The sequence below is a fragment of the Polymorphobacter sp. PAMC 29334 genome, from assembly GCF_019431245.1.
GTDB classification, from domain to species: Bacteria; Pseudomonadota; Alphaproteobacteria; order Sphingomonadales; family Sphingomonadaceae; genus Polymorphobacter_B; species Polymorphobacter_B megasporae.
On sequence record NZ_CP080242.1, the window covers coordinates 1 to 25,533 of the forward strand.

The 25,533-nt window shown below is 62.7% G+C and carries 22 protein-coding genes and 1 pseudogene; 10 read left to right on the plus strand and 13 right to left on the minus strand.

Annotated features, from left to right (window positions below; genetic code table 11):
- Positions 1-250: 250 nt before the first annotated feature.
- Positions 251-2,656 (minus strand): YbcC family protein, encoded by a 2,406-nt coding sequence (locus KZX46_RS00005; protein ID WP_219773962.1) that lies wholly within the window; start codon positions 2,654-2,656, stop codon positions 251-253.
- A complete protein-coding gene (locus KZX46_RS00010) occupies positions 2,653-4,221 on the minus strand; it encodes a proton-conducting transporter membrane subunit (protein WP_219773963.1) in 1,569 nt (522 codons plus the stop codon). Before KZX46_RS00010 ends, KZX46_RS00005 begins: the two co-directional genes overlap by 4 nt.
- Positions 4,222-4,325: 104 nt before the next feature.
- Between KZX46_RS00010 and KZX46_RS00015 the strand changes: the two genes are divergently transcribed.
- The gene (locus KZX46_RS00015; protein WP_219773964.1) at positions 4,326-5,216 is read left to right on the plus strand and encodes a LysR family transcriptional regulator; all 891 of its coding nucleotides are present in this window, start codon (positions 4,326-4,328) and stop codon (positions 5,214-5,216) included.
- Between the two features lie 226 nt (positions 5,217-5,442).
- Here the strand turns inward: KZX46_RS00015 and KZX46_RS00020 are convergent, their stop codons facing one another.
- The 3 genes from KZX46_RS00020 to KZX46_RS00030 form a co-directional block, all read right to left on the minus strand.
- Complete coding sequence (locus tag KZX46_RS00020; RefSeq protein WP_219773965.1) at positions 5,443-5,721, minus strand: DUF3489 domain-containing protein; 279 nt, start codon at positions 5,719-5,721, stop codon at positions 5,443-5,445.
- Between the two features lie 164 nt (positions 5,722-5,885).
- Positions 5,886-6,602 carry an HPP family protein gene (locus tag KZX46_RS00025; protein ID WP_219773966.1) on the minus strand — a complete coding sequence of 239 codons (717 nt, stop codon included), beginning with the start codon at positions 6,600-6,602 and terminating at the stop codon, positions 5,886-5,888.
- Between the two features lie 64 nt (positions 6,603-6,666).
- A complete protein-coding gene (locus tag KZX46_RS00030; RefSeq protein ID WP_226895852.1) occupies positions 6,667-8,418 on the minus strand; it encodes a chloride channel protein in 1,752 nt (583 codons plus the stop codon).
- A 72-nt stretch (positions 8,419-8,490) separates the two neighbouring features.
- Here KZX46_RS00030 and KZX46_RS00035 point away from each other — a divergent pair, with 72 nt between their 5' ends.
- Positions 8,491-8,901 (plus strand): MarR family winged helix-turn-helix transcriptional regulator, encoded by a 411-nt coding sequence (locus KZX46_RS00035; RefSeq protein WP_219773967.1) that lies wholly within the window; start codon positions 8,491-8,493, stop codon positions 8,899-8,901.
- A 70-nt stretch (positions 8,902-8,971) separates the two neighbouring features.
- On the plus strand, positions 8,972-9,553 hold the full coding sequence (locus KZX46_RS00040; protein ID WP_219773968.1) for a hypothetical protein: 582 nt from the start codon (positions 8,972-8,974) through the stop codon (positions 9,551-9,553).
- 766 nt (positions 9,554-10,319) lie between these two features.
- Here the strand turns inward: KZX46_RS00040 and KZX46_RS00045 are convergent.
- Entirely contained in the window at positions 10,320-11,051 is a 732-nt protein-coding gene (locus tag KZX46_RS00045; protein WP_226895853.1) for a Crp/Fnr family transcriptional regulator, read from the minus strand.
- A gap of 183 nt (positions 11,052-11,234) precedes the next feature.
- Here KZX46_RS00045 and KZX46_RS00050 point away from each other — a divergent pair, with 183 nt between their 5' ends.
- Complete coding sequence (locus KZX46_RS00050; RefSeq protein ID WP_219774269.1) at positions 11,235-11,459, plus strand: hypothetical protein; 225 nt, start codon at positions 11,235-11,237, stop codon at positions 11,457-11,459.
- 90 nt (positions 11,460-11,549) lie between these two features.
- Here the strand turns inward: KZX46_RS00050 and KZX46_RS00055 are convergent.
- A pseudogene (locus tag KZX46_RS00055) lies at positions 11,550-11,654 on the minus strand (transposase); the annotation flags it as partial.
- Positions 11,655-11,893: 239 nt separating this feature from the next.
- On the opposite strand from KZX46_RS00055, the gene KZX46_RS00060 reads away from it, so the two are divergent.
- Entirely contained in the window at positions 11,894-12,469 is a 576-nt protein-coding gene (locus KZX46_RS00060; protein ID WP_219773970.1) for a PEPxxWA-CTERM sorting domain-containing protein, read from the plus strand.
- Positions 12,470-12,866: 397 nt separating this feature from the next.
- The gene (locus tag KZX46_RS00065; RefSeq protein WP_219773971.1) at positions 12,867-13,469 is read left to right on the plus strand and encodes a PEPxxWA-CTERM sorting domain-containing protein; all 603 of its coding nucleotides are present in this window, start codon (positions 12,867-12,869) and stop codon (positions 13,467-13,469) included.
- A gap of 934 nt (positions 13,470-14,403) precedes the next feature.
- On the opposite strand, the gene KZX46_RS00070 is transcribed toward KZX46_RS00065, so the two are convergent.
- Entirely contained in the window at positions 14,404-14,799 is a 396-nt protein-coding gene (locus tag KZX46_RS00070) for a hypothetical protein (RefSeq protein ID WP_219773972.1), read from the minus strand.
- A gap of 29 nt (positions 14,800-14,828) precedes the next feature.
- Positions 14,829-15,596 (minus strand): hypothetical protein, encoded by a 768-nt coding sequence (locus KZX46_RS00075; RefSeq protein ID WP_219773973.1) that lies wholly within the window; start codon positions 15,594-15,596, stop codon positions 14,829-14,831.
- 664 nt (positions 15,597-16,260) lie between these two features.
- Between KZX46_RS00075 and KZX46_RS00080 the strand changes: the two genes are divergently transcribed.
- Entirely contained in the window at positions 16,261-16,611 is a 351-nt protein-coding gene (locus tag KZX46_RS00080) for a hypothetical protein (protein ID WP_219773974.1), read from the plus strand.
- Positions 16,612-16,912: 301 nt separating this feature from the next.
- Here KZX46_RS00080 and KZX46_RS00085 read toward each other — a convergent pair whose 3' ends face one another.
- From KZX46_RS00085 to KZX46_RS00095, 3 genes are all read right to left on the minus strand, one after another.
- Entirely contained in the window at positions 16,913-17,377 is a 465-nt protein-coding gene (locus tag KZX46_RS00085; RefSeq protein ID WP_219773975.1) for a hypothetical protein, read from the minus strand.
- Entirely contained in the window at positions 17,374-17,949 is a 576-nt protein-coding gene (locus tag KZX46_RS00090) for a hypothetical protein (protein ID WP_219773976.1), read from the minus strand. The genes KZX46_RS00085 and KZX46_RS00090 overlap by 4 nt, the downstream gene beginning before the upstream one ends.
- A gap of 742 nt (positions 17,950-18,691) precedes the next feature.
- Positions 18,692-21,391, minus strand: a complete 2,700-nt coding sequence (locus tag KZX46_RS00095) for a TonB-dependent receptor (RefSeq protein ID WP_219773977.1) — start codon at positions 21,389-21,391, stop codon at positions 18,692-18,694.
- 183 nt (positions 21,392-21,574) lie between these two features.
- Between KZX46_RS00095 and KZX46_RS00100 the strand changes: the two genes are divergently transcribed.
- The 3 genes from KZX46_RS00100 to KZX46_RS00110 are packed head-to-tail and all read left to right on the plus strand — an operon-like array spanning position 21,575 to position 24,752.
- On the plus strand, positions 21,575-22,726 hold the full coding sequence (locus tag KZX46_RS00100) for an aldose epimerase family protein (RefSeq protein ID WP_219773978.1): 1,152 nt from the start codon (positions 21,575-21,577) through the stop codon (positions 22,724-22,726).
- Positions 22,723-23,844: a 1,4-beta-xylanase gene (locus KZX46_RS00105; RefSeq protein WP_219773979.1), complete on the plus strand. Its 1,122-nt coding sequence runs from the start codon at positions 22,723-22,725 to the stop codon at positions 23,842-23,844. Before KZX46_RS00100 ends, KZX46_RS00105 begins: the two co-directional genes overlap by 4 nt.
- The gene (locus KZX46_RS00110) at positions 23,841-24,752 is read left to right on the plus strand and encodes a family 43 glycosylhydrolase (RefSeq protein WP_219773980.1); all 912 of its coding nucleotides are present in this window, start codon (positions 23,841-23,843) and stop codon (positions 24,750-24,752) included. The genes KZX46_RS00105 and KZX46_RS00110 overlap by 4 nt, the downstream gene beginning before the upstream one ends.
- 2 nt (positions 24,753-24,754) lie before the next feature.
- Here the strand turns inward: KZX46_RS00110 and KZX46_RS00115 are convergent, their stop codons facing one another.
- Positions 24,755-25,489, minus strand: coding sequence for a FadR/GntR family transcriptional regulator (locus KZX46_RS00115; protein ID WP_226895854.1), 735 nt, complete (start codon positions 25,487-25,489; stop codon positions 24,755-24,757).
- Between the last annotated feature and the right edge of the window lie 44 nt (positions 25,490-25,533).

Here is a 25,533-nt window from a genome sequence, read left to right on the forward strand (position 1 = left end):
CTGGCGCTACGATCCTTCGTAGAATTTCGATGTCATTTTGCAGGGTTATGGCATCAAGTCCCTCGACTGCGGTGAGCGCGGTCTTCAACCAGCTACTCGCGTGCGGGCTCTCGAGCATTGATGCAATCATTTGATTGGCCGCGACAAGAACGGGGTTGGATCGATGTTCCACAATGTCTTCCAATTCCGGACTGTAATACCGAGGTTAATTTGGCTGCAGCGCGTCTCGACCGAAGCGCCGCCTCTGATCTCACGCAGCAATGTCCGATACGATCGCTTCAGCGTCGATCGTTGCTTCTGGCTCCCAGCGTAGATCGCCAGCGTAGCGCCAAGCCATCCGCCCGGTGTCGTCTAGCGCGAACAGGTGCAGCCAGCGGTTATCGAACAGGTCGCGCAGGCCGGGGTGGCGCTCGAGTATTGCACTCATCGCGTCGCGGGGGGCGGCGATGGCGACGGTTAGGCGCAGCGGCTCGTGAACAAACCGGTGGCCGTCGTGCACCGACTGCCACGGCAGCCCGGTTCGCAAGGTGCCGCCGTTGCCCTCGACGACCCCCATCCCGCCGACGACGTTGTGAATGAGCTTGTTGCCGCCGCCGAACAACGAAGGGGCGACGACGGAGCCGTAATATTGCAGGCTGATCCAGCTGGCGACGACGACCGGCGCCGTCAGGATCAGCTCGAGCACGCCGAAGCCGCTATCTTTGTGCCAGTCATAGTCGTGAAGGAAGGCCCGCCCGGCGAGGTCACGGCCCGTCGTGCGCGTGCGCGGAGCGGCGATGAACGCGCTGCATCCGGCGAGCGCCCATTCAGGCCGCGTCTCGGCCCAATCGCGACTGCGCCGGACGACACCTGTGGCATCCGCCGCGCGGGGCAGGCGCAGCGCCCTCTCGCCGCGGGCGATGGCACCGGCGGCGGCAAACCAGCCGCAGGCGTCGGCGATTGCTGCGGCCGGAGGCGGAATGGCAGCGTCAGCGGAATAGAGCGTAACCGCATCCGTCGTGGTGTCGTGGAGCGCCGCGATGAAGTAGGTTGTCGCGGGGATGACGATACCGTGATCCGCGAGCCCGGCGCGGACGTCGGCACCACTGAGTAGGGCGGCAAGCAACCGGGCATTGACCTCCCCCGAATAGCCCCCGCACGCGCCGCAATGGAGGGCGCTGGCGTGCGGGTTATTGACGACGCTGGCCCCATGCCCCGCGAGCACCACCAGCGGCGCGAAGTCGTCGGTCAGCCCCATCGCGCGCAATATGGTCGCCGCCATCGTCACCCGCGCCGCCGGGTCGATCGCCGGGTCGGGGTGCGGCGCGGGGTCGGCCTGCGCCGCCGCGTACTTCAAGCCGAGCGCATCGCCGACGAGCTTGACGACATAGGTGGGTGCGGCGGCCTCAACGAAGGCGAACGACGAGATGGCCGCCAGCTTGAAGCGCTCCCACGCCCGGGTGACGCGAACCGCGAGACGGGTCTGCGTATCGGCGGGGCGGTCGGCCTCGTCACCGGCCCGCGTGACGAGGCCGGGATTGAGCAGCACCGGCAGGCGGTGCTCGGCGACATCCGAGCCAAGCCGATAGTGCGACGCGGTCAGGCCAAAGAAGCCGGCGAAACCGAGCGTCTGGATGCCCGGGTCGACCGCTTCGAGCGCGCGGCGGATGACTTCCGACCGGACGTCGATGCAAAACGCGACCTGCAGTGAGGGTCGCACGGCGACGGCCGGGGGGCGAGTGTCCGCGAGGGTGGTCGCCAGTGCGCGTTGCCCGGCGCGCTCGGCGGCGTCCTGCAGAATCGCATCGACGCGCTGGCCGACCGTCGGAATTAACGGCGCCGCAAACGCCGCCAGTGTCACCGCCCACTGCTCGCCGATCTGCTCGCCGTACTGCCCCAATAAGGCGGCGTCCCAATGCAGACGGATGGCGAGAAAATCGTCGATCGTCGCGTCCTCGCCGCCGCCGAGCTCGGCCTGCCAGCGACGATAACGCGCCGCCTGCGCCCAGCCGCCGAGTGTGGTCAGCAGCCGGTGAAAGTAGCTCGCCGCTGCCGCCGCCGGGACGCCCAGACGCTCCGTCGACTTGCGCAACGCCGCAGCCGGAGCTTCGGGGGCCTCTGCCACGGTCGCCGCAAAGCCGTGCGCCCCCAGGATTTCCGGCGTCAGATCGTGGGTCGCTGCCGCCCGCCACGCGGCATAGGCCGATCGCCCTTGCGGCGCGGCCCACAATGCCTGCCCCTCGTCGAACCACCCGGCCGCCCAAGTGCCGAAGCGATCGGCGACGATTGCCGGCCAGTCGATTCCTGAGGCGGCGGCGGCAAGGTCGGCGACCGTCGGCAGAGCCGCGGGCAGCGGCCTAGGTTCGCGGAGCGCCGCCTTCAGCGCGGCGACGCTGGCGGGGCGCTGGGCCGGGCTGGCCACCGCCAGCGCCGCCGCGAGATCATCGTCACCGATGGTGCCGGCGGCGATGCGGTCGGCGTACCACGCACGCGGCATAGTTACCGACACCCCGGCGACTCGGTCTAGCCGTGCGGCGACGTACGCCAAATCCTCGCCCGACTGGCCGAGGAAGGGATTGACGGCGACCGTCGCGGCAAGAGGCCACGCCGGTGGAACGGCGTCGGCGGCGGCCCTGACTGCGCCGGTGAGGTCATCGGTCGTTGGGACAAATGTCATGCTGCAAGGCCTTGCGGTAAGGTGGAGCGGAGACGCCAGCCGCCGAGCAGACGATCGGCGAGGGCGTTGACGTACAGTCCGTGGCTCAGGTGGACCCGCAGGCCGGCCGCCGCCGGGTGATAGGCCCACAACGGAAACATCGCCTGCGCGACCGCGACCAGCCCGAAGCTGATGACCGCGAGGACGATGAGCACCCATTCTAGCGGTCCGGGAACCGGAGGTGGCGGTACGGTGCCGCCGAGAAGCCACTCAGACGAGAGGTGAAGGGCGAAATAGCCGACCGCCGCTCCGGTCGCGAGCGCTGCCAGCCGTCGGGTCAACGCCCGCGGGGCCGCGTCGGCGAGCCCCTGCGCGAGCAGGTAGGCGATGCCGAAGATCAGGATCGCGCCCAGGGCCAGTGCTTGCGCCGACTGCCCGAGGATCGCCGCGGCGGCACCGCCGATCACGCCGTAGATGGCCAGCGCGATCAGGAAAGCGCGGCCGACCGCGGCCGGGCTCGGCACCGCGACACGTCCCGGGCGGCGGAACATGGCGATCCGCTCGACAGCCCCGCCCGAAGACAAAAAGGCGTGCGCCTTGTACAGCGAGTGCGCGACGATATGGAGGAGCGCGAGCGGAAACAGCGCCAGCCCGCACTGCATCGTCATGAAGCCCATCTGTGCGATCGTCGACCACGCCAGCGAGGTCTTGACCGCAGATTGTGTCAGCATGACCAGCCCGCCGAACAGCGCGGTGAAGCCCCCGACCATGACCAGCGCGGCCAGCACCCCAGGCGACTGCACCATCACATCGGCGAAGCGGATCAGCAGAAACCCGCCGGCATTGATCACTCCTGCGTGGAGCAGCGATGATACCGGGGTCGGGGCCTCCATCACTTCGGTTAGCCAGCCGTGAACCGGGAATTGCGCCGAGTTGAGCATGGCTGCAACCGCGAGCAGGGCCGCGGCCAGGGTCATGCCGCCGCCTGCCCGCGCGCCGGCTGCAATGGCGGCGATATCGCCGGTGCCGAAACGGACCGCCAGAAGCACAGCCGCGATCACCAACGCTCCGTCGCTCAGCCGGGAAATAACGAACTTCTTGCGCGCGACCCGCCGAGCGGCCGGGCGATCGTGATAGAACAGCAGCAGCCTCGTCAGACCGAAGCTCGTCAGGCTCCACGACGCGACCAACACCACGAGGTTGCCTGCGATCACCAGCACCAGCACGCTGGCGAGGGTGAGGCACAGCCAGGCCATGAACCGGCCCTGCCGCGCTTCACCGTCGAGATAGGTCAGGGAAAAGCGTGTGACGATCCAGCCGACGAACGTCACAAGCAGAAGCATCACCGCGCTGACGACATCGAGGCGAATTGAAAGGCCGAAGCCGTCTACACCGGCCAGCGGGCTCGTCCCCGGACCGACTGCAACCAGCAATGCCACCGCCGCAACGGCGAGCGTCAATGCGGAAAGAAGCAGCGCCTCGATGATATGGCCGGCAGAGGACGGCAGCCGGCCGCCCCAGCCGGCACCGACCGCGGCCGCGATCAGAACCAGCAACGGTGCCCCGAACGGGATAAGATAGATCATCGATGCGTACCCGTTGCCCTGAACTGACCACCGATTTAAGGCGCTGCCTGACGGGCTAAAAATACATTACATCGCAATGATCATTCTTCTTTGGAGAACGATCGATGGCCGAGTTGAATTACAACCATCTGCGCTATTTCTGGGCGGTGGCGCTCGACGGCAATCTCACGCGGACGGCGACGCGGCTCAACGTGTCGCAATCCGCGCTGTCTACGCAGATCCGGAAGCTCGAGACACGCCTCGGGGTCGATCTGTTCGAACGGCGCGGCAAGGCGCTGCATCTGACCGAGGCGGGTCGGGTAGCGCTCGATCACGCCGACGCGATCTTTACCGCCGGACAGGATCTACTGGGGACGCTGCATCAGACCGGGACCGCCCGCAAGGCGGTTCGGATCGGCGCGCTGGCGACCCTGTCGCGCAACTTTCAGATCGGCTTCCTCCAGCCCCTGCTGCGCCGCACCGATACCGAGATCGTCCTCCGCTCCGGCAGCAACGACGAGTTGTTACGCGGCCTGCAATCGGTGAACCTTGACGTCGTCCTGACCAATCAGCCGCCGGATAGCGACGCGCTGACACCCTTCATCGTTCATTATCTGTCGGCGCAGCACGTCGGCCTGATCGGCGCGCCGGCGCTGCTCGGCCAGACGCGGCGCATCGCCGATCTGCTCGCGGCGCACCCGGTCATCCTGCCGACGCGGGGGAGCAGCGTCCGCACTGGCTTCGATGCGCTCGCCGACCGACTCGGCATTCGCCCGCAGATCGCCGCCGAAGTCGATGACATCGCGATGATGCGACTGCTCGTCCGTGAAGGGGTGGCGCTCGCCGTGCTGCCGCCGATCGCGGTGCAGGACGAGCTCGCGTCGGGGGCGTTGATCGTCGCCGACGAGTTGCCCGGTATCGTTGAGACCTTCTACGCTGTCACAATCGAGCGTCGGTTCCCGAACTTGGTCGTTAGGTCTCTGTTGGAAAGGGCACGAAATGCCGACTTTGCGTAGCTGCAGAAGCAGCGGGTCGCAGTTTAACCCGCGGTTCTCGGTTGGTCGGCTTGGTCAAACGTCAGCGTACCCCCGAGAGGATCCGGCAAGGGGACAGTCCACATCCGGTCCCCTTGCCGTGCCGGCACCGTTCAGCGTCATCAAACTCGCGGAACATGTAGGCGGCAATTAGCCTAACCGCATTCGGACGCAAACTTGCCCAGGCGTGTCCTTATCGATGCGTACTTCATCTCCACCCGTCGCTCGAGCCGATCGCGTCGGCATTGGGCGCGGTGACCCCCTCGAGCGTGAAACCCGCCGCCACGACAATGCGATACGCCGCCTCGCCGTTCTTCCGCGGCTCCCATGCGATCGAACGACCCTTCCTGCGCAACCCCGAGAGGAGCGCCCGAACGCTGTTCGGCTGCCAGTCGGTGACCGCGATCAGCTCGAGCGGCGTCGCGCCCTTGGTCCGCAGCAGCTTGATGATGGTCGCCGACCTGGTCGGCCCAGCGGTGGCGGGCACTGCTAAGGTGGGCTCGGATGCGGCTCACAGTGGTGTAATTGTCCCGCACGGCGATAAATGGTGATCCGGCTCTATAGCAATGCCTACCCCCGCCGTGACGGCCAGACATCCCAGCACAAAGGTCTAGATTGCCTGCCGCTCCGAAAGTGTGCTTCCCATTTTATTCATCGGATTTCGCCACTTGTCCCGGTTGGCTTTGCCGCGCGCATGGAAGCGTGGAACTCAACGCGTCGAAACAGCAGATCAAGATCTTCCCGGCTTACGTCGAAGGTTTCGCCAAGGTCGGTCAGCGCAAGGTCGATATCGGCAGGGTGCGGCATGCCCAATCCGGACGCCGCAAGTTCATGGCCCACGATAGGAACCGGGCGGTGCGGATAGGAATGGCCGGAGGCCCTGTGGAACGCGATGCCAGTCAAAATCAGGAGGAGCGAGTTGATCCCGACGGGCACGAACGGAAAGGCGTAACCGGCGCCGAGCACCGCTGGACCTCCGATCACGGCCGTCAGCGCGGCAGCGCCTCCGGGCGGGTGCAGACAGCGGAGCAGCGACATGGCGAGGACTGCGCCGCCCACAGCAACGCCGACCGCCAAATAGGGTATGGGCACGAACCGGGCCGCTGTTACGCCCACCAGCGCCGAGACGACGTTACCGCCCACCACCGACCAGGGCTGTGCCAATGGGCTCGCCGGCACGGCGAAGACCAGCACCGCGGACGCGCCGATTGGCGCCACCAACAGCGGGAGCGGTGCCCATCCGTGCAGGGCCGTCGCGCATACGAGGCTCGTTAGCGCAACGCCGATCAACGCGCCAATGCACGCGAGAAGCCGGTCACGCAGCGTCGCACCAGCGAGGATAGGCACAAAAGGCAAAGACAACTTCATGTTTTCAGGTCACCCGCTCCGACCGGTATGCCTTCTACCAGCAATACCCGTCGCGATAGTCTTGCTAGTTTCGGTCGATCTCTGCGCGCTTGCGGGCGCTCCGGACCTTGAGTAAATCGTGGCGCGAGAGGATGCCGAGGACTCGATTGGTCCCTGCCTCGACAATGGGGATACGCCCGACCCCACTCTCGACCATCAGGTCAGCCACCTCGCCGATCGGCGAGTGAGGATAACCGATCGCTTGCGATGAATCGGACAGCGTCTCGGCGAGTGAGGTATCGGGTAAATCGCCTTCTACCTGCCAGCGCAGAGCATCGGACCGCGACACCATTGCGACCAGGTGCCCGCCATCGTCCACCACGGGATAGGTCCGGTGCGTTGCGGCACCACCGAAAAAGGCGACCGCATCCTTTATCGACATAGCGCTCGGCAGCACGGCAGGGTCGTGTGTCATCACCTGCTCTGCTTGCAGAAACTCGTGCGGATCAACGGTATATTCCTGGAGAATATGGCGGCCGCGCCGCGCGATCTTTTCCGTCAGAATCGACCGGCGCATGATCAGGACGCTAATCGCGTACGCTCCGGTCGCTGCCGCGATCGTCGCGGGCAGGGCATCGAAGTGACCGGTCAGCTCGACCGCGAACAGCGCGCCGGTAAGCGGTGCGCGCATAGCTCCGCTCATCATGCCGGCCATGCCGATCATCGCCCAAAACCCTACCGACCCGGGCAGCAACTGCCCAAGCAGGGCACCCAGGGCACCGCCCATGATCAGCAAGGGCGCAAGAACGCCGCCCGACGTTCCTGAACCCAGTGCGACGAGCCACACGATCGCCTTCACGACGAGCAGCGCCAGGATAACCCGCACCGCCAGCGATCCGTCGAGCAGCGCCTGGATGTTCGCGTAACCCGCGCCGAGGACGCGGGCATCAACCAGCCCCCCGATCCCGACGACGATACCGCCCAACGCCGGCCACCACATCCAGTGCACGGAGAGTCGGTGGAACGCGTCCTCGACGCGGTAGAGTAGCGCGGATAGCAGAGCCGCCTCTAGCCCGACGAAGACACCCATGCCCAGTGCCAGGCCTCCGATCGGCCACCACGCCTGCACGGGTGCCGCCACGAACGGAAAGAGCGGTGCGGCCCCCAGCAGCATGGGCCGCCAAGCAAATGCCACCAGCGTTCCGATGACCACGGGAACAAAGCTACGGGGCTTCCACTCGAATAGGAGGACCTCGATCGCCAGCAGGATCGCCGCGATCGGCGTACCGAATATGCCGGTCATGCCGGCCGCGGCACCGGCGACAAGCAAAGTCTTTCGTTCGGCCGCGCTTAGGTGGAAGCATTGAGCGAAGAGCGATCCGATCGCCCCCCCGGTCATGATGATCGGACCTTCGGCGCCGAACGGGCCGCCGCTGCCGATCGAGATCGCCGAGGACAGAGGCTTGAGGACCGCAACCTTGAGCGACAGGCGGCTTTCGCCGCAGAGAATGGCCTCGATTGCTTCGGGGATGCCATGTCCCTTGATCTTCTCGGAACCAAAGCGCGCCATCAGGCCGATCAGCAGACTACCAACGACCGGTATCGCGACGACCGCCAGACCGACATGCGCGTTCGTGATTTCAGCGGGTGCGGACGATATCCGGCCGAACCAGAAGAGGTTGGTGACGATCGCGATCAGCTTTAGCAACGCCCAAGCCCCGAACGCAGCGCCGGTGCCGACTACGACAGCGGCTCCTGCGAGCATGATCATCCGCCCGTCGGCGCTATGATCAGCAAGCCGCTTGGCTTTTGGGATATTGATGGTGGAAGCCGTCATGCACACTCGCCGGTTTGAAACGACGATCACTATATCGTGACGCGATATAGTTCAACGGTTAGGATCTGAACGATGGTCGGTAGGGATGAGCTGACGGACGCCGACTATGCGGCGCTCGCGGATTTCCGGTATGCGCTTCGGCAGTTTCTGGTGTTCAGCGAACGCGGCGCGGCAAGCTGCGGCCTGGCTCCCCAACAACATCAAGCGCTGCTCGCCATTCGGGGGGCTACGCATGCGAACGTCAGCGTTGGCTATGTCGCCGAGCGACTTGCTTTGAAGCCACACAGCGCAACCGGGCTGGTCGATCGTCTGGAGACGCTCGGCATGGTCGCACGTCGGCCGTCACCCGACGACGGCCGACAGGCGCTGCTCGAACTAACGCAGAAAGCCCAAAGCCTGCTGCGTCAGCTATCAAACACGCATCGCGAGGAAATCGTGCGGCTCCGGCCGATGCTGACCGAACTGCTAGCCCGCGTAGACTAATCCAATTTGCAAGCCGTTCTTGATATGATATGTGTCGTAGCACGATATTTATCACCAAGGAGTCGGCGACATGCAGTTGATCCTCATGGTGGTCGAAGGCATCGGCCTGGTCGTAGGCAGTTTGGCCCTAGCCGTGCTGCTTTGCTGGTTTCTGTGGTACGCGTTCCGTCTCGTGCGGCATCCGGAGTGGGGAGCATCGTTCGTTTTGATGCTGCTTTTGCTCGCCGTCGCGGGAGAGCTCCCGAAAAGCCAATTTCTGGATATGACATTAACGTTCGCAATGTTCGTTGCGGTACCCCTCTGGATTGCGGGTCGCGCTTGGCGTGACGAACGCCGACACCCTTTGAAAAAACCGAGCGGCCAATTGGCGGAGCTGGGGCTCAGCAAAGGAACTGGACCCATCAAATGCGCGACTCTGCCCCCGCCGTACCCGGCGATCACCGCCTGTATTGGCGAGGCACGCTCGCCAACTCGCGAGGAAGTTCGCCTGGTCGCCTCACGACTTTGGCGCGAGGGATTGGCGCACAGGCTCGGGTCGCAGGCCGAGCCGGCTAATTTCGCTGTGCGACGAGCGCTGGTGCGGGCCGCCAAAGCCGCTCTGAGTGGCTGGGGTGTAGAAAGCACGCCTATGCGAGGTGTTGTAAAACTCTGAAGGGCTTCGACTACAAGGCATTTCGTGTCTGCCCGCGCAGCTCGCTACGGTTGAACCCTGCTTCACAATGTCGGCTGCAGGAATCGCTAATCAGTCTGGGTAGACCGCCATAGGTGCGGGAGTGACGCTTGTCAGCAGGCTCGCCCCTTGGCGAATGTCAGCTTTTCCCAAATTCGTTGCCGGAAGCGGTCAGTCCGGGGACGGCCCCTTAGGGATTTTTCGCGGGTGTCGTAATAACTCAGTGTGATCCCCGCTGCCGCGACGGCAATCATCGTCGTAAACGGAAGCGATTGCGGTCGCTTTAGTGCCGCGTTGGCGCCCCGATCGGTAAGCTAGCGACGACCTCACCGTCTTCGTCGACGATTTCCAAAACGCTCCCCGAAAGCTTTAAAGCGTGGTCGGCATGGCGTCGTTCCTGCCTGGCTAAGGTGAAGCGACCGATTGCGATCGCATCGGAGAGGTCACCGAAATCTGCTTCCCCGCCGTTCAAATGCGTGGCACCGCCCGTACGTACCTGAAAACTATATCGTGTCATTGATGCCTCTCGTTGTGTAACGTAACGCTTGTCCAGTCTGATCGCTATGGTCCTGGAGATCAGCTGACTCATTCGTAGAGCCGCGACGTCGGCCGCCTGCGGTGCAGTTTGGTGTGTCGGCTGAAGCCAGCTTTTTCACATTCATAGCCCGGAAGCTACCTGTCCAGAGCGGCTCCTCTTCGTGGCGTACACAGTCGCTCGACAAAATGTTACTAAAGTTCCCTGGCCTACCTAAGCGACCGGCGTCCGCCGCAGCGCGACCCCAATCAGTCGCTTGTATTCGTGCTCGGCCAGCCCGTAGCCTCCGGCGGCCGTCGTCTCGAGGCCGCGGCGGTCGCGAACGATGATGATGCCGCGTCTGGTTTCGATCATGCCACTGCCGGCTAGCGCAATCATCGCTTCGGTGACGCTAGAACGCCGAACGCCGAGCATCATTGCGACGAACTCGTGGGTCAGCGGGATATCGTCGTCATCGACCCGGTCGTGGCACATCAAGATCCAGCGGGCGAGCCGCTGCTCGATGCTCTGCCCGGCGGCGGTTATCGAGCTCGACAGCTGGATTACCATTGCCTGGACATAGCGGAGCAGGTGGCGGCGCAACGTCGAGCTTTTCTCAAAAGCCGTGGTGAGCACCGCGCTGGGAAGCTTTAGCCCCGAAACGCCTGCGGATTGGACATACGCCGCGTGAGGAGAATGGTCGGTGCCGAGCACCGTCGCAGTCTCCGACATGCCTTCGCGACCGAAAACGCCGACCTCGCACTCGTCGCCGTCAAGCGTGATGGCGACAATGGAGATGATCCCGTCCTCGGGAAAATAGACCTGCTCGATTTTTTGCCCCGCGACGTGGAGCTGCATCCGAACCGGCAACGGGATCCGCTGGAGATACGGTTCGAGCAGTGAGAAGTCGCTTGCTGCCATCGTCGCCAGTAGCGTGTTGCGCACCGATGTCTGCTGCAGCGCCACGCTCGTTCCCCGATCTGCTCCACGGTACAGCATCGTACGCTAGCTTAAAAGCGGGGACCGCGCCTGGATCTTAAGCGCTTTCTCGGCTGACACGACAAAAGTAAGCGCTGTGCTGCCCCCGCCTTGCTGATGACGACGTAACCCGCGAGGCTGTTTACCTGGCGGCGGCAGTTGCGCCGTCCGGTGGAGACCGCCGAACCGCTATTGTTTGTGCCGGCGGTCGTCGAGCGTGAAGCTGCTCCGGCGCCGCTACCGGCACAGCGGCAGCAGCGTCGCCGATCAGCTCGCCGTGGTAGCAGTCCGGCGCCGATCGAGGTTAGCATGGATGGCATTTCGGTGCGGATCGGCCGCGGGGCCGATGCGACCCTGATCGCGGCGGTGCTGGATGCGCTGAAGGCCAGCCGGTGACAGGACCGGGCCCCGCTGGCGCAACCCGGGTCCTGGTCGCGACCCGACCGGTGGACTTTCGCAAGGGGATGGACGGGTTGGCGGCGCTACATGCAGGTCGAGATCGCGGGCGGCCTGCACCGCCGTCATACGCCGTTCCCGCACCTGCTTCACCGCCTCGAGCTCAAACTCCCGGCTGAACTTCCGTCGTTGCATCGTACCCTCCAGCTTCATGAGACACCTTATCTCGGTGTCCACGAAACCCGAGGCAGCTCACGAAGACACGTCTAGCGAGAGTGTGAAGCGCTTACATCCGCGCTGCTCCGAGCCTAGCACTGTCGGAAAACTTTACACCTTGGTCGTTGGCCTTGTGGAACGATCCTTGAAACAATTCGACTTTTTCGACTGGCACGAATTTTGCTTAATCGTTGTTAAGCAAAACTAGGGAGTGCAATATGCCGAAGAGTTTCTACGCCGTCGCTGCAGTCGCCGCCGTTGCAATTGCCAACGTTGCCAGTGCCGGCACGACGACCATTGACTTCAATAATCACACCGCTCCGCATTTTACGGGCAGCTATACGATTTACGATTCCAGCATCACGAACGTCGCAGCGGCAGTCAACGACACGCCGTTCCTCGCAGTACCCGTCGACGGTGCCCGTTTCGGCCAAGCCTACTACAACAGCGACAAGGCGATCACATCGATCTCGTTCGACTGGGGCAGCCCGGATTCGTACAACACGATGGCGTTCATTAGCCCTGATCACGGCAACGCGTTTGTCAACCCGATGGGCTACAACAGCCAGGTGACGGGATCGAACGTTACCCTTGTGAACGGTCGTGCGACATTCAACTTCCTTGCCAGCGACAAAGTGACGAAGGTCGCCTTCGCCTCGTCCGAGCGTGCATTCGAGATCGACAATTTGTCGGCCACAGCGGTTCCTGAGCCGGCTGCTTGGACGCTGATGATCGTCGGCTTCGGCATGGTCGGCTTTGCAGCTCGTCATCGTTCGCGATTCGTGGCCGCCTAGAGCGATCGACTCATTTCGTTAGAAAGGGCGGGGGCTGATGCCTCCGCCTTTTTTTTTGCCATGAGCACAGGGCGGTGCGGTGATCGAGCAGTTTACGTGAGCGCTGGTTTCTTGCTGATTGCGGGTAAGTAAAATCAGGCCAGTGGTGCGTTTTCCTTTCGGCGCAACTGGGGATGTTTGCCGTAGAGCCCTATTCCAATGCCACGGCTTTTATTTGTCGAGGGCCACAGGCGGCGCGAGGCGACCTGGGCTTGTGGGTTAAGCCACGAGACGGAGATGACGCTCCATTGACGTTAAGAAAGAGTAATTGTTCATGGTTAACCTACCTTAAGATCATTTTACGAGAGGCTAATATCTGCTAGGTGTGCGAGATCGACATGCAGGGGAGTGTTTCGCCATGAACCGTATATTTTATGCAGCGTGTATCGCGTCAATTACGCTCACAGCCGCTCAAGCAGGCGCGTCGACGACGATAATCGATTTTAACGATGGCTCAGCACCAGGATTTTCCGGGAACTATAAGGTTACATCCGGGACCGACTCGACGGCGGCCGCTCCCGTCATCGGCGGCGTTCGAGACGAGACGCGTTATCTCGCTGTGCCCGGGACTGGCAGCTCGGGTAGCGCCTTCCTTGATGTCGGCGCATTGGGCGGCGGCAGCGTATTGACCCGTTTGAACGCCGACTGGGGGTCGATCGACAGCTATAATACCCTGACCTTCTACGCCGGCAGTACTTTGGTTCAAACGATTACCGGGAGCATGTTCCCGCCCGCAAACGGTGATCAGAGCTCTGCCACTACCAATCGTAACATTACCCTCGATTTCAACCGCAATCTCGGGATTACGCGCGTCGGGTTCAGCTCCGGCCAACTGGCCCTTGAACTGGACAACCTTTCTGTCGGAGCAGTTCCCGAGCCGGCAACTTGGGCGATGCTGGTGCTGGGCTTTACCATGGTCGGCGCTGCCGCACGGCGTCGCTCAAAGGCAGTGACTGCCTGAACAAACTGGCAGGTTGCAGCATTTGCGAGCGCTTCAATCTGCCAGCTCATTCTTCCAGATGCCTGCTGCCAGACTTGTTTGCAGGGCGGGACGTTCGTTATCGCGCTCTTGGGCCCGCGGATCGATGCCCCAAGGCGGTCGAACAGAAATCCTAGAGCTCGCTATTTGGCACTGGCCTGGCCGAGCCGGGCTAAGAGCAGCTTGCGAAGTGTTTCGGTGACGGGTCGACTATGTAGGTGGCGAGGTACCCTGCGGCCGTCCGGCGCATAGCCGCGGATACTGTCCTCGGCGGCCGTCGACAGATGAGACGAGTCACTTCAATGTCGATGATTGGATGCGGGAGCCGGCATCGGATTTTTGGTTCGTCGAACGGCAGCTATGCCGCATTTGATACCGGATAGCGGACAGGCGGCTTCCGGCCCCATTCCGGCCCGACAACAGGTTATAAGCGTCCGCTTTCGAAACGCGGTTGACCGGCCTCTAGCTTGACTTCTGGGTGTTAAAACAAGGCGTCAACGCTTGCATATCGGTGATCACTCAATCGACTAATAGAACACCGACGGTCGGCAAATCCGTCGCTATAGGCTAGCGGCACAGACGCTTGTGGTTTCCTGGCCTGGATTATCGAGAGCTATAATCGTAATTACGGAAGACGCCGGAATGCCGTTCTTGATGAGCGTAGAGCACGCGTTGCTTCGATAGGATGACACGGCACTTCGCGATTTGACGGTCAAAATCCACCCTGCGGAAACAATTTTGACCGATTTGGTTCGAGGATCGGCTCGCAAGGCAATTTCGGAGCGTGCCAGCGGCGACGTGTCGATCAAACCATCGAATGGACCGCCGCGCGATACTCGCAGAGGTAGCCCACCCATCATGTTCAGCGGTGCGGCCGCGACCGTGAGCGACAGGGCAGCGGTCAAGGCCATAAACTTTACGCGGCACATGACAGACTGTCCTTTTGCCAATGCACAATGCCTAATTTGATGGGAGAGCCGCTTGAACAAGATTTGTAACCGCGGGCCTCGAGCGTTCGTCCGATTAAACCCGAAGCGATCAGCGCCGCTATGATGGACAGGAGCGCTACAGCTGCCGTCGCCCATGTCCAGCGCCCCATCTTCTCACTCGGGCGTTGCCGAGCTGGCAGCGATCGAGCCGTAGCAATCGCCAGCGCAGCCAAAAATAACGCTGCGAACGGCAGAGCGAAAACCGCACCTGCCCCAACGGTAATTGCGGGTGACTGCCATTGATCGACAAGAGAACGGACACTGTCGAAAGCGACGAGTGCGGCACCGACCGTCATTGCCGTGAAGGCGGCGGTGCCGATCAAGAGCGCAAGCCGTGAGGGACCGGCCACAGTCAATAGCGGGGCATCGGGAACCAGACTAGACGTTCCACACCCCGCGACACATATCGCACGAAACGCCGTCCGGCTTCATCGACAACTTCATGTAATACGGCACCTGCCATACGCGCCGCGGCCTCGAGCATGCCTTCTTTTGCATCGTCGACGGCTTGACCCGCCGCGGCTTTGGCGTCCTCAACTTTTCGAGCTGCGACCGCGATGACATCGCGAAGCATAGTCGTGCATCGCTCCTTCAGCTTATAGCGATCGTCCAGATAATCGAGTGCCATGCCAACAGCGAAGCCAACGATAACCGCGACCGCAAGGGGGCCGAGAGCGAAGCTAGCGCCAACCGCGCCTGCTCCATAAAGCAGCGACACCGCGGCAAAACCGGCGCCCGCCCCAATGGCCACTTTGGCAACATCGACGGCGAGTGTGCCGATAAGACGGGTCAAGCTGGGATGGTCCGAAAGAACCTCGGTCAGCACATCGACCACACTTACGAGCACCGCTGTTAGGATGCCGCCGCCCCGAATGGAGTCCACAGCCCCCTTATAACCCAGGCCCATGCTCAGGATTTTCGCGTTTTCCACGCCATAACGAGGGCCGGTCAAAACTGTCCGAAGCTTCGCATTTCCTTTCAAGATCAGAAACAGTTTTCCTGTGTATTCCTTGACATAAAACGACTCTAAAGGCCCAAAATCTCGCGCGAGGCGAACAAGCGTTTGCAGATCACCAGCAGTTGAAAAATAGGATGCAGCCTTCTCGGGAAAAACTTCCATTCGTTATAAAGCTTCTTTGCCCCGACAGCGGATATTTTGCCCTGATTCATTTGGTCGTTCAGCCACGCTCCCCACGCCTCATCGCGCGAGTATATATAAATAGTGGAGTCCTGAGGTAGATCGACACGCGGTTGGGGTTTAGGTTCAGCCATATGCGCACAACCTTACATCGTGAGACGGACCAGCAAAGTCAGACCAACGCTTCCCCATAACGTATCAATCTTACCGTCCGGATCGTTCTCCCGTCAACGATTGGGGTGATCTGCCGGCTCTAGGCGTGGGTCCAAGAAGGTATCGAAACACGTTGTCGATCAGCGCGCACGCTATGGTGGCGATCGCCGGTCACCGACATGGTACAGCGGTCTTGTAGGTTACCTTTCGCCCGCTCGAGCACGGCATCTAATGCGTCCCACGCGACGTCAGCCGGCACGATATGCAACCGATTAGCCTCCGCCACCCGCGCGCGCTGATCGGACTAGTCTCTCTGTGAATTGACCTGCGACCCACTCAACGAATAAACGGCAATTCCGATCGTCGACACGGTGGTGGATAGGCATCGAAAATGAAGACCTTGGCTCTTGCGCTCGCGCTGCTCGCGGTAGTGTGACCTACCGCCGCGCAGGAGGCTCCCCGGCATCGCTTGACACCGGCTGACGCGGCCCCTTTGCTGGCGAACCCCGCAGCGCAGGACCTGATTGCGCAAAAGCTCGCTTCGCTCGCGAGCATCGTACTTGACACCAAGGTCGGGCCGCTTGCGGCGATGACAGACCCGCGCGAAGATGTCCGCCCCGACGACACGCTGTACTCGATCGAGCAACGCCACGACCCCGATCTCGACCGCCATCTTTACGAGAGATCACATCGTGCCGTCGCCACTGCAGGTGCGATAGCTGGCGGCGCGGTGACGGAGGCGGCCGAGTTGCGCCGCACGACTGCCCGTCTGCGCGACGCGCTCGCCCCGTTAGTCGATGCGTCTGGGGCGCCCAACTCTGGCCAGCAAATACCCGGCTACTAGATGGAAAGCATCTAAGGGGACCCCGCCGCACAATAGCGGCAAGGCTCGCAGATCTGAATGAACGGTTGGTTGGAGAAGGGGTTAGAGCGCCTCGTCGGTTGCTGGGTTTTCTCAGCGCACAGAGGTGACTGAACGAAAGTCCGCTTTGCCACGTCGGACGCCCATAAGCTGCCAGGCGGCAACCGGCCCCTAAGCCGAAATCGACATATGAACAATCGCGACTTTCGGGAAGCAGCGGGGCCCGGCTTGATTTCCGATTTGGTTTGCTACGCCGCAAAAGCCGACGGACGCAAGCTCCCTATCAGTGAGTTGGCTGCTTTTGCATACCAAAGCTATTGGAAACGATCGCTGCACCAGCTGCGTCTGTCAGCCGAAAACGAAAGGGGCCCGAGCCCCAATACATATTGCTATGACAATGGGTTTCGCATTGACCACTGCATGACCAACCGCGCCAAGGAGGCGGACTAAGGGTCTGCTTCGGATTAAGCGTGATCGTGGCGACGGGTACAGCGATCCCGTCGATGGGACATGAGCCTGCCAAGCTCATCTCCGTGATCAGTGGCTTCCAAGTCTTGCCGTCCGAGCCTTCGACAATCACACTGCCCTTGATTGTGATCACTGTCGTGGTTGGATTGGAGACGACCAGCGTACCGCCGTCATGAGCAGCAATGACGAGCGAAGACACACCTGCGGCTGCAGAGGATGTGCACCCGTTCGACAGGAGTGCCGCCAAGGCTGCTGACGCGATCGCTAGCCGAACGGTCATCGATGAACTCCTTCGGTGACGATCTGCTGAGCAATTTCCTGGTTCGCGATGGTATTGCAGGTCGTGACATTCGCCGCTGTAATAAGCGCCGCGAACCGATGATCGGTTACAGCGCCCTCGATGATTGGCCCGAAGTTCATCACGTTTTTGCCCTTGGAAGCGACCGGACTTACCGTCGCTCCCGCGCCTCCCGCCGAAGGCACAGCGGTGAAATTAACATTCCAGTGCACGTTCCAGTAAAAGCACTTGAGCTGATGAAAAGTCCCATCCTGTCGCCTGACGAGTAGGACGGTACAGAAATGGAATTCCAGCTGCGCCCAGTCGAGATAATTCGGCTTATTGGTCTTGGAGTTTACTCTTCGGATGGGCCATGTGTCGGCTGGCGAGTCGGCGTGCGAGACCTTGACTGTTTTTGGCAGGCCGGATACCGTGGCAAAATCGATATTCAATAGGTTCTGAGGTGAGTAGCCCTGAAGCGGCTGCGATCTGGGCGGATAAGTGAATGGATCAGTGCTGGACGCGACATCCCGACACGCCTGCGCCGGACGTGCCGGTGGTCGATCGCGCTTCACCTCGGACCACCCGTCGGCTTTGGTTAGCCCACTATAAGTCGCTCGGTTGGTCTCGATCCATTAAAGTTGGGTGTATCCTAGTCGGTATCCGGCTCCCGTCTCCGTTGGTCCACCTTGCAGATTAACCTCGGCTACGGCCTCAAAGAAATCGCAGGTGAAGACGGCTTGTGTGCCATTTACCGAGACATGGGACTTTGTACCTGGCTTGACCAAGCGTAGCCGCGAATCGGTCACTACGACCATACAGATAGCCTCCATTTACTCCCGCATTGTGCCGCGCCATACGTTCGGCGACAACGCAATCCAAGTAGGCCGTATCGGAGATAAACAGGCGACTGCTCTCGGGAAGCGATTAAGAGCGCCGGAGTAGCGGCTTCCGAGTCATCCCGGTGCACGGAGGTGGCTGAATGAAGGTCCGCTTAGCTGCATCCGATGCCCGAAAGCTGCCAGGCGGTAACCGGCCCCTTTGCGCGCCGTACTGGGCTAATTGCTCGAAGACCGAAAACTGCGTGGCCTCGGTCCAGCACAAAAAATCGATGAAGAGGATCGTCGAAGGTTACAACAACGCCTGCATAACTCACTGTCCGGGCCGACGGCGGTAAAGAGCGAGCTTACACAGTCTCAAGCAGAGACTTATCTCTTTCCGCTCGACGCACAAACTAGGGAGCGCAATGCCAAACCTAGACGTGAGGCTCTCCGTATCTCCTTTTGGATGTCGCCCACTGCCGGCGTGGGCTCGACACTAGAGGCGGAAGCGAATCCCAAGCGAGAAGACGCTCTCTTCGTAGCGGACCGAACGAGGCAGAACGACCGTCGGGCCGCCGGTGAAAATGGTTTGCTCGTAAATTCGCACCGGATGCCCGAGGATATTGGTGGCGTCCGCTGTCAGCGTCAGATTCTTGAATAAATCGTAGCTCGCCGAGACGTCGAGCCGGCCGATCGGACTTGTCGACTCTGTATAGTTGCGGAATCCGTCATTATAGCCACTGCTTGACGGGAAACCGCTGCGCAGGTTGTACGACAGACGCGTCGACAGGCCAGCGTACTCGTAGATCAGGTCGGCGTTATAGGTCCACTTCGACACGCCCACGATCCGCTGTTGCGCCGTCGCGGCGGTGCCGCCGAGTGCCGCCGGGAAGCCGGTCTTGGCGTCTAGGTAGGTGATGTTGGCCTGGACTCCGAAGCCGCGCGCCCATGCCGGCAGGCTGGCGATGTCGGCGAACGCCGTGACCTGCGCCTCGGCACCGTCGATCCGGCCTGCGCCGCTATTGTACGGGCGGGTGACGAGGACCGGCCCCAACGCGTCAGTTTCGGTCGTTTGGTAATTCTGGATGAAGCCATTGAGATCGCGCCGGAAAATGGCGACCGATGCAGATCCAGCCTTGGCAAAATAATATTCGAGGCTTGCATCGTAGTTGTCGGATTTCAACGGGTTGAGCTGTGGATTGCCGCCGGTACCGAAGCGGCGTGCAGACGGATCGGTCTGCGTGGGATCGACCGCCACGCCTGGGTTGTACTGACCGAAGTCAGGCCGCGTCCGGGTTTTGGTCGCCGAAAAGCGAAACTGAAGCTCGTCAGTAAAGCGCACGCGCAAGCTCGCGTTGGGTAGCCAGTCATCATAGCGCTTGCCGACCGTCAGAGGCGTCACGGGTCCGCCGCGCACGACGGTCGACCCAGCGATCGACAGGTCGGTGCCGACGTAACGCAACCCGACCGCGCCGTCGACGCGGACACCGCCCTCCTGGCCAAAGGCATAGTGCGCCTGGACGTAGCCGGCGTACGACTTTTCGTTGCCGGAATAGGTGATGCTCGGATCGACCGGGGGCGTGCCCGCCGGGAAGCCGACGAAGGCGCGAAGCTCGGCGATGTTGCTCCGGAGACTGTCGTAGGTCGGCGATAGATAGCTGCGCAGCGTCTCAGGGTCCTCGCTGGGGAAGCCGGCCTTGGTTAGCGCGAGCGACACCGGCGCCGCGGACAGCGGGATGCGGTTGCCCTCCTGTGCGCTATAGCGGCTGCCATCCTCGAAATGAGAATCGCGGTCGACGTAGCGTGCGCCGAACTCGATCTTGGGCAGGAATCCGAAGCCTGTGTCGTAGACGAAATCGAGCCGCGCCTGAAGGTCCTCGCCGCGAGCGATCAGCTGGCGGTCGTAGAAGCCACGGAAAATATAGGTCGACGCCGCCTTGGGATCGAGCGGACTGCGGATCGTGAACTGCGGCACGGTGGTGACCGCATCGACCGTGACCGGGGCAATATAAGCCGTGTCGAAGCTGTAGACCGAATCGAGGAAGCGGCTCGCGGTGCGCGCAATGTCGGCCGAGATCTTGAGCGGCCCCGCGTCGTAGTTGCCGCCGATCGCATACTGGTAGGTGTCGGTCGTCCCGAAGGTTGCCCCTTGGAAGCCTTCCGGGCGGTTCGGATTGATCGCCGTCAAGCTCTGGGCAACGTTGTTCGGACCGAGGACGACGTTCGAGTATGACCGGGCCCCGTAAAGTGGGATCGAATATTCGTGGTCCGACACCTTGTTGCGGAAGCCCTGCCACAGCGTCTCGCCGTAGAGCGTCAGTCGGTCACTTGCCTTCCACTGCAGCGCGCCGTTGACCGACGGCCGCTGCCGGTCGCCTTCGCCGAAAGTGGTCCGCTGGATGTCGGGGAACAGCACAGCCGACCCGCCGGTGCCGATGCCCGGGTTCGCGACGAAGTCGGTGTTGGACCGCGTCGAGTCGAGGTAGTGCAGCTCGGTAAAAGACACGTTGATCAGGGCGCCGATTTCGCCGATCCCGGTCTCCCAGCGGTCGGTGACGAGAAGGTTGCCGTTGGGATCGACCTTGCCCGACCGCTGGGCGTATTGGCCCCATGCCGAGCCGGCGACGTGGAAGCCGTCGAAGTCGAATGGCTTGCGCGAGCGGACGTTGACCTCGCCGGCGAGCCCGCCCTCGACAAGGTCGGCGGTCGTCGTCTTGAAGACCTCCAGCGCGGCGATGGCGCCGGCAGGGAAGTCCTGGAGAGCAACCGAGCGCGCTTCGGCGGTAAAGATTTCGCGGCCGTTGTAGGTGGTGGTGAAGTTTGGCAGACCGCGTACGAGGACGCGCGATGCTTCGCCGCCGCCGCGCTCGACCTGAACGCCGACGATGCGCGCGGCAACGTCGGATACGGCGACGTCAGGCAGTTTGCCGATATCCTCCGCCACCACGGAATCGATGATTTGTGTTGAATCCCGCTTGATCGTCTGCGCCGACTGGATGCTGCGCTTGACGCCGGTGACGACGATATCGGTTGTATCGGCGACGGCCTCACCGCTCGCTGGCGCGGAAGTTGCATTCGATGCGCCGGCGAAGCCCGCTGGGTCTTGGCCCGCCGGCACGACCTGGGCGGATACGACCACGGCCGAGGCAAGGGCGAATACTGCCGTCGAGGCCAAGATAGTCGATTTGGTGCGCATATTGCTCCCCTTTGGACCCGCGCCGCGCGTTTTATCGCGAATGCGCCTTTCGCTTGCCGATAAATCAGGCGTCTCGACAGCAACAACTCATTTATCATATCAATCGCACCGACGAACGGATTTGCGCGGCGCTCGTGGTTTCCGGGACACAGGTTTGGTACGGCAGCACACGGAGTGCACGCGATGAAGTTGGGTAAGCTGACGAAGCTCACGGCGGCGGCGACACTGACCGCGATGGCGAGCATGCCCGCGGCCGGGGTCGAGGTAGCGCGTTCGGTGTTCGGCACGCTGCCCGATGGCCGTGCCGTGCCGTCGGTGACGCTGACCAACCGCCACGGCGTGGCGGTGACGGTGATCGGCTGGGGCGCGGCGATCCAGTCGCTGGTCATGCCCGACCGCAATGGTCATCGTGCCGACGTCGCGCTCGGCTATGCCGCGCTCAAGGACTATCTGGGGCACCCGCAGTATTTCGGCGCAACCGTCGGCCGGTTTGCCAACCGCATCGCCGGCGCCAGGTTTACCCTCGACGGCAACGCCTACCAGGTGCCGGTCAACGATGGTCCCAATTCGCTGCATGGCGGCACAGCCGGCTTCGACAAGCAGCTATGGACCGTGGTCGACACCGCCGGCGGGGCATCGGGTCACGTCACCCTGCGCCATGTCAGCGTCGACGGCGAGCAGGGCTATCCCGGCACGCTCACCGTCGATGCCACCTACACGCTGGGCGAGGACGACCGGCTGACGATCGAGTATCGCGCGACGACCGATCGGCCGACGATCGTCAACGTCACCAATCACAGCTACTGGAACCTCGGCGGCGAAGGTTCGACCCCGGGGGCGATGGGCCATCTCGTGACGATCGCAGCCGATAGCTATCTGCCGACCAATGCCACCGCGATCCCGACCGGCGAGGTCCGCCCGGTCGCCGGCACCGCCTTCGATTTTCGGACGCCGCACGCGGTCGGTGAGCGGGTGCGCGATGCCACCGACCAGCAGCTCGTCTTCGGCCGCGGCTACGACCACAACTGGATCGTCGGGCGCACGGTTACTGCCGACGAGCACCTGATGGCGCGCGCGGTCGATCCGGCGTCGGGTCGTGGCTTCGAGCTGTGGTCGAACCAGCCGGGGCTGCAGTTCTATTCGGGTAACTTTCTCGACGGCACCTCGGCCGGCAAGGCGAAGCGCATCTATCGCGGCGGTGACGCGATCGTGTTCGAACCGCAGATATTCCCCGACACGCCCAATCAGCCAGCATTCGGCTTGGCCCGGCTCGCGCCCGGCGAAGTCTATCGCAACGTCATGACCTATCGCCTGAGCTGGGGTGCCGCCCGATGAAGCGACTGATCGCAGCCGCACTGATTGTAGCGGCGTTTCCGGCGGATGCGCGCGACCTTTGGACCAAGCCGCAGGCGGCGAAGTGGTATGCGGCGCAGCCGTGGCTGGTGGGATCGAACTACACGCCGGCGACGGCGATCAACCAGCTCGAGATGTGGCAGGCGCCGACCTTCGATCCGGCGACGATCGATGGCGAGTTCGCCGCCGCGCAAGGGCTTGGCATGACGACGATGCGTGTCTTCCTCCACAACCTGTTGTGGGAAAACGATGCCGCCGGCCTCAAGGCGCGGATGAACATCTTCCTCGATATCGCCGCCAAGCATCACATCAAGCCGGTGTTCGTCCTGTTCGATAGCTGCTGGGATCCGAACCCCGTCGCCGGGCCGCAGCGGCCGCCGATCCCCGGCGTCCACAATTCTGGATGGGTCCAGGCCCCCGGCGCGGCGCGGCTGGCCGACGCGACTCAGTATCCGAAGCTCGAGGCCTATGTGCGCGACATCGTCAGCACCTTCGCCCACGACCGCCGCGTCCTCGCGTGGGACGTATGGAACGAGCCGAACAACGGCGGAGGCGGCAATTATGGTCCGACCCCCGACAAGACGAAGCTCGTTGCCGGACTGCTCGGGCAGGTGTTCGACTGGGCCGAGGCCGCGGACCCCGACCAGCCGTTGACCAGTGGCGTTTGGATCGGCGACCATTGGGATCGGATTGAGACACTCGACGCGGTCGAGAAGATCCAGATCGCCCGCTCCGATGTCCTCAGCTTCCACGATTATAACTGGCCTGAGAAATTCGCCGAGCGCGCCCGCCAGATGCTGAGCTACGAGCGGCCCGTCTTGTGTACCGAATACATGGCGCGCGGTGCAGGATCGACGTTCGATGGGTCGCTGCCGATCGGCAAGAAGCTCAACATCGGCATGATCAACTGGGGGTTCGTCGATGGCCGGACGCAGACCCGGCTGCCATGGGATAGCTGGAAGAAGCCTTACACCTATGCCGAGCCACAGGTATGGTTTCACGAGGTGTTGCGCGCCGATCTCACGCCGTACCGGATGGCCGAAACCGATCTGATCCGCCGCCTCGCCGCGGCACCGAAGTCGGTGGTTCCGGTGCGATGAAACGCGCGGTTGTCGCGCTCGCGCTGCTCTGCGCAACCGTCGCTGCATCCGCCGAAACCGCGTCGATCCTGCCCGGAGCCGACCCGTTCGCGCTGAGCGACGGCGGCAGACTGTATATCTACCCGACCGGGCGTGGAGCGACGCTCGACGTCTGGTCGCAGGCTGCCGCCGGCTGGCACGACGACCGCGTACTGTTGACCCTCAAGGCGATTTCGTGGGCCGGCGACGACCGGGTGGGGAAGCATTTTCTCTGGGCCCCCGACATGATCGCGGCGAACGGGCGCTATTACTTCTATTACGCCGTCGGGCCGCAGGATCCGACACCGAGCCGGCTGGGGGTCGCGACCTGCGACGGGCCGGAGGGGCCGTGCACCGACAGCGGCAAGCCGCTGCTGACCGGCGGCAATGGCTTCGAGGCGATCGACCCAATGGTCTTTATCGCTCCCACGGGGACGCGCTATCTTTACGCCGGGGGCAGCGCCGGGGCCAGGCTGCGCGTGTTCACCCTCGCCCCCGACATGGTGACAATCGAGCATGAAGTCGCGGTCGACCAGCCGCCTGCCTTCACAGAAGGTGTATTCATGCACGAGCGCAACGGGATCTATTACCTGTCGTACAGCCACGGCCACTGGAATCGCAGCGATTATTCGGTCCATTACGCGATGGCGCCGACGCCGACCGGTCCGTGGAAATACCGCGGCGTGCTGCTGGCGAGCGAGGGCAAGTACAAGGGGCCCGGCCACCATAGTTTCGTCCGCGATCCGGCGACCGGCGACTGGCTGATCGTCTATCACCGGTGGGAGGGTAAGCGCGGCGACGGCCCCTACGAGGGCGATCGCCGGACAGTGATCCAGAAGATCGACTATCTGCCCGACGGCGAGATCGCACCGATCCACATGGTCGACTGATTTCAGGTTGGCCGCTCTGCATCGTTACCCGTCGCGTCGATCAGGGCGATGACTTCATCGATTAGCGCGCGCATCGCGGTACGCGCGGCGGCGGCATCTCCCGCTAAGATCGTGTCGCGAACGGCGGCATGGTCGGCGAGGCTTGCAGTCCGCCCGGCGACGCGATTGGTGACGCGGATCGAGGTTCTTAGCGCGGCGGCGACGATGTCGCGGAACTGACGGTAGAACGGGTTCTGCGAGCCTGCGAGAATGGCGAGATGAAACGCAATGTCGGCGGCGAGCGGATCGTCGGTGCCGGTCTCGGCTGCCGCCATCCGGTTCCAGCCAAGGCAGATCGCGTCAAGGTCGGCCGGGGTAGCGAAGCGTGCGGCGAGCGCCGCTGCCTCGGGCTCGATGGCGATGCGCAATTCGTTGAAATGGCGCAAAGTATCGAGCGAAAAGCGACGCTCCATCAACCATGCGAGGACATCGGGATCGAACAGGCTCCACGCCGTTGCCGGGCGGACGACCGTTCCTTGGCGAGGCCGGGCGCTGAGCAGCCCCTTCGCGGTCAGCATCTTGACCGCCTCGCGCGTCACCGATCGGCTGACCCCGTGCTGCTTCGCCAGTTCGGCCTCGGTCGGAAAGACGGCCTGGTCATACATGCCCATCACGATCTGCCGTCCAAGCCTGTCGAGCAGGTCGTGGGTCAGGTTACGTCCCGGCGGCCGTCCCGCAGTCGCGGCTCGTGTCGCCACCTTCTGTCTCCCGCCCCGCAACACCACCGCCCAGACAAGCCGGA

Excerpts from the sequence above, each read along its gene's own strand:
- KZX46_RS00005 (WP_219773962.1), bottom strand. The coding sequence starts at position 2,656 with ATGACATTTGTCCCAACGACCGATGACCTCACCGGCGCAGTCAGGGCC.
- KZX46_RS00010 (WP_219773963.1), bottom strand. The coding sequence starts at position 4,221 with ATGATCTATCTTATCCCGTTCGGGGCACCGTTGCTGGTTCTGATCGCG.
- KZX46_RS00015 (WP_219773964.1), top strand. The coding sequence starts at position 4,326 with ATGGCCGAGTTGAATTACAACCATCTGCGCTATTTCTGGGCGGTGGCG.
- KZX46_RS00025 (WP_219773966.1), bottom strand. The coding sequence starts at position 6,602 with ATGAAGTTGTCTTTGCCTTTTGTGCCTATCCTCGCTGGTGCGACGCTG.
- KZX46_RS00030 (WP_226895852.1), bottom strand. The coding sequence starts at position 8,418 with ATGACGGCTTCCACCATCAATATCCCAAAAGCCAAGCGGCTTGCTGAT.
- KZX46_RS00035 (WP_219773967.1), top strand. The coding sequence starts at position 8,491 with ATGGTCGGTAGGGATGAGCTGACGGACGCCGACTATGCGGCGCTCGCG.
- KZX46_RS00040 (WP_219773968.1), top strand. The coding sequence starts at position 8,972 with ATGCAGTTGATCCTCATGGTGGTCGAAGGCATCGGCCTGGTCGTAGGC.
- KZX46_RS00060 (WP_219773970.1), top strand. The coding sequence starts at position 11,894 with ATGCCGAAGAGTTTCTACGCCGTCGCTGCAGTCGCCGCCGTTGCAATT.
- KZX46_RS00065 (WP_219773971.1), top strand. The coding sequence starts at position 12,867 with ATGAACCGTATATTTTATGCAGCGTGTATCGCGTCAATTACGCTCACA.
- KZX46_RS00075 (WP_219773973.1), bottom strand. The coding sequence starts at position 15,596 with ATGGAAGTTTTTCCCGAGAAGGCTGCATCCTATTTTTCAACTGCTGGT.
- KZX46_RS00085 (WP_219773975.1), bottom strand. The coding sequence starts at position 17,377 with ATGACCGTTCGGCTAGCGATCGCGTCAGCAGCCTTGGCGGCACTCCTG.
- KZX46_RS00095 (WP_219773977.1), bottom strand. The coding sequence starts at position 21,391 with ATGCGCACCAAATCGACTATCTTGGCCTCGACGGCAGTATTCGCCCTT.
- KZX46_RS00100 (WP_219773978.1), top strand. The coding sequence starts at position 21,575 with ATGAAGTTGGGTAAGCTGACGAAGCTCACGGCGGCGGCGACACTGACC.
- KZX46_RS00105 (WP_219773979.1), top strand. The coding sequence starts at position 22,723 with ATGAAGCGACTGATCGCAGCCGCACTGATTGTAGCGGCGTTTCCGGCG.
- KZX46_RS00110 (WP_219773980.1), top strand. The coding sequence starts at position 23,841 with ATGAAACGCGCGGTTGTCGCGCTCGCGCTGCTCTGCGCAACCGTCGCT.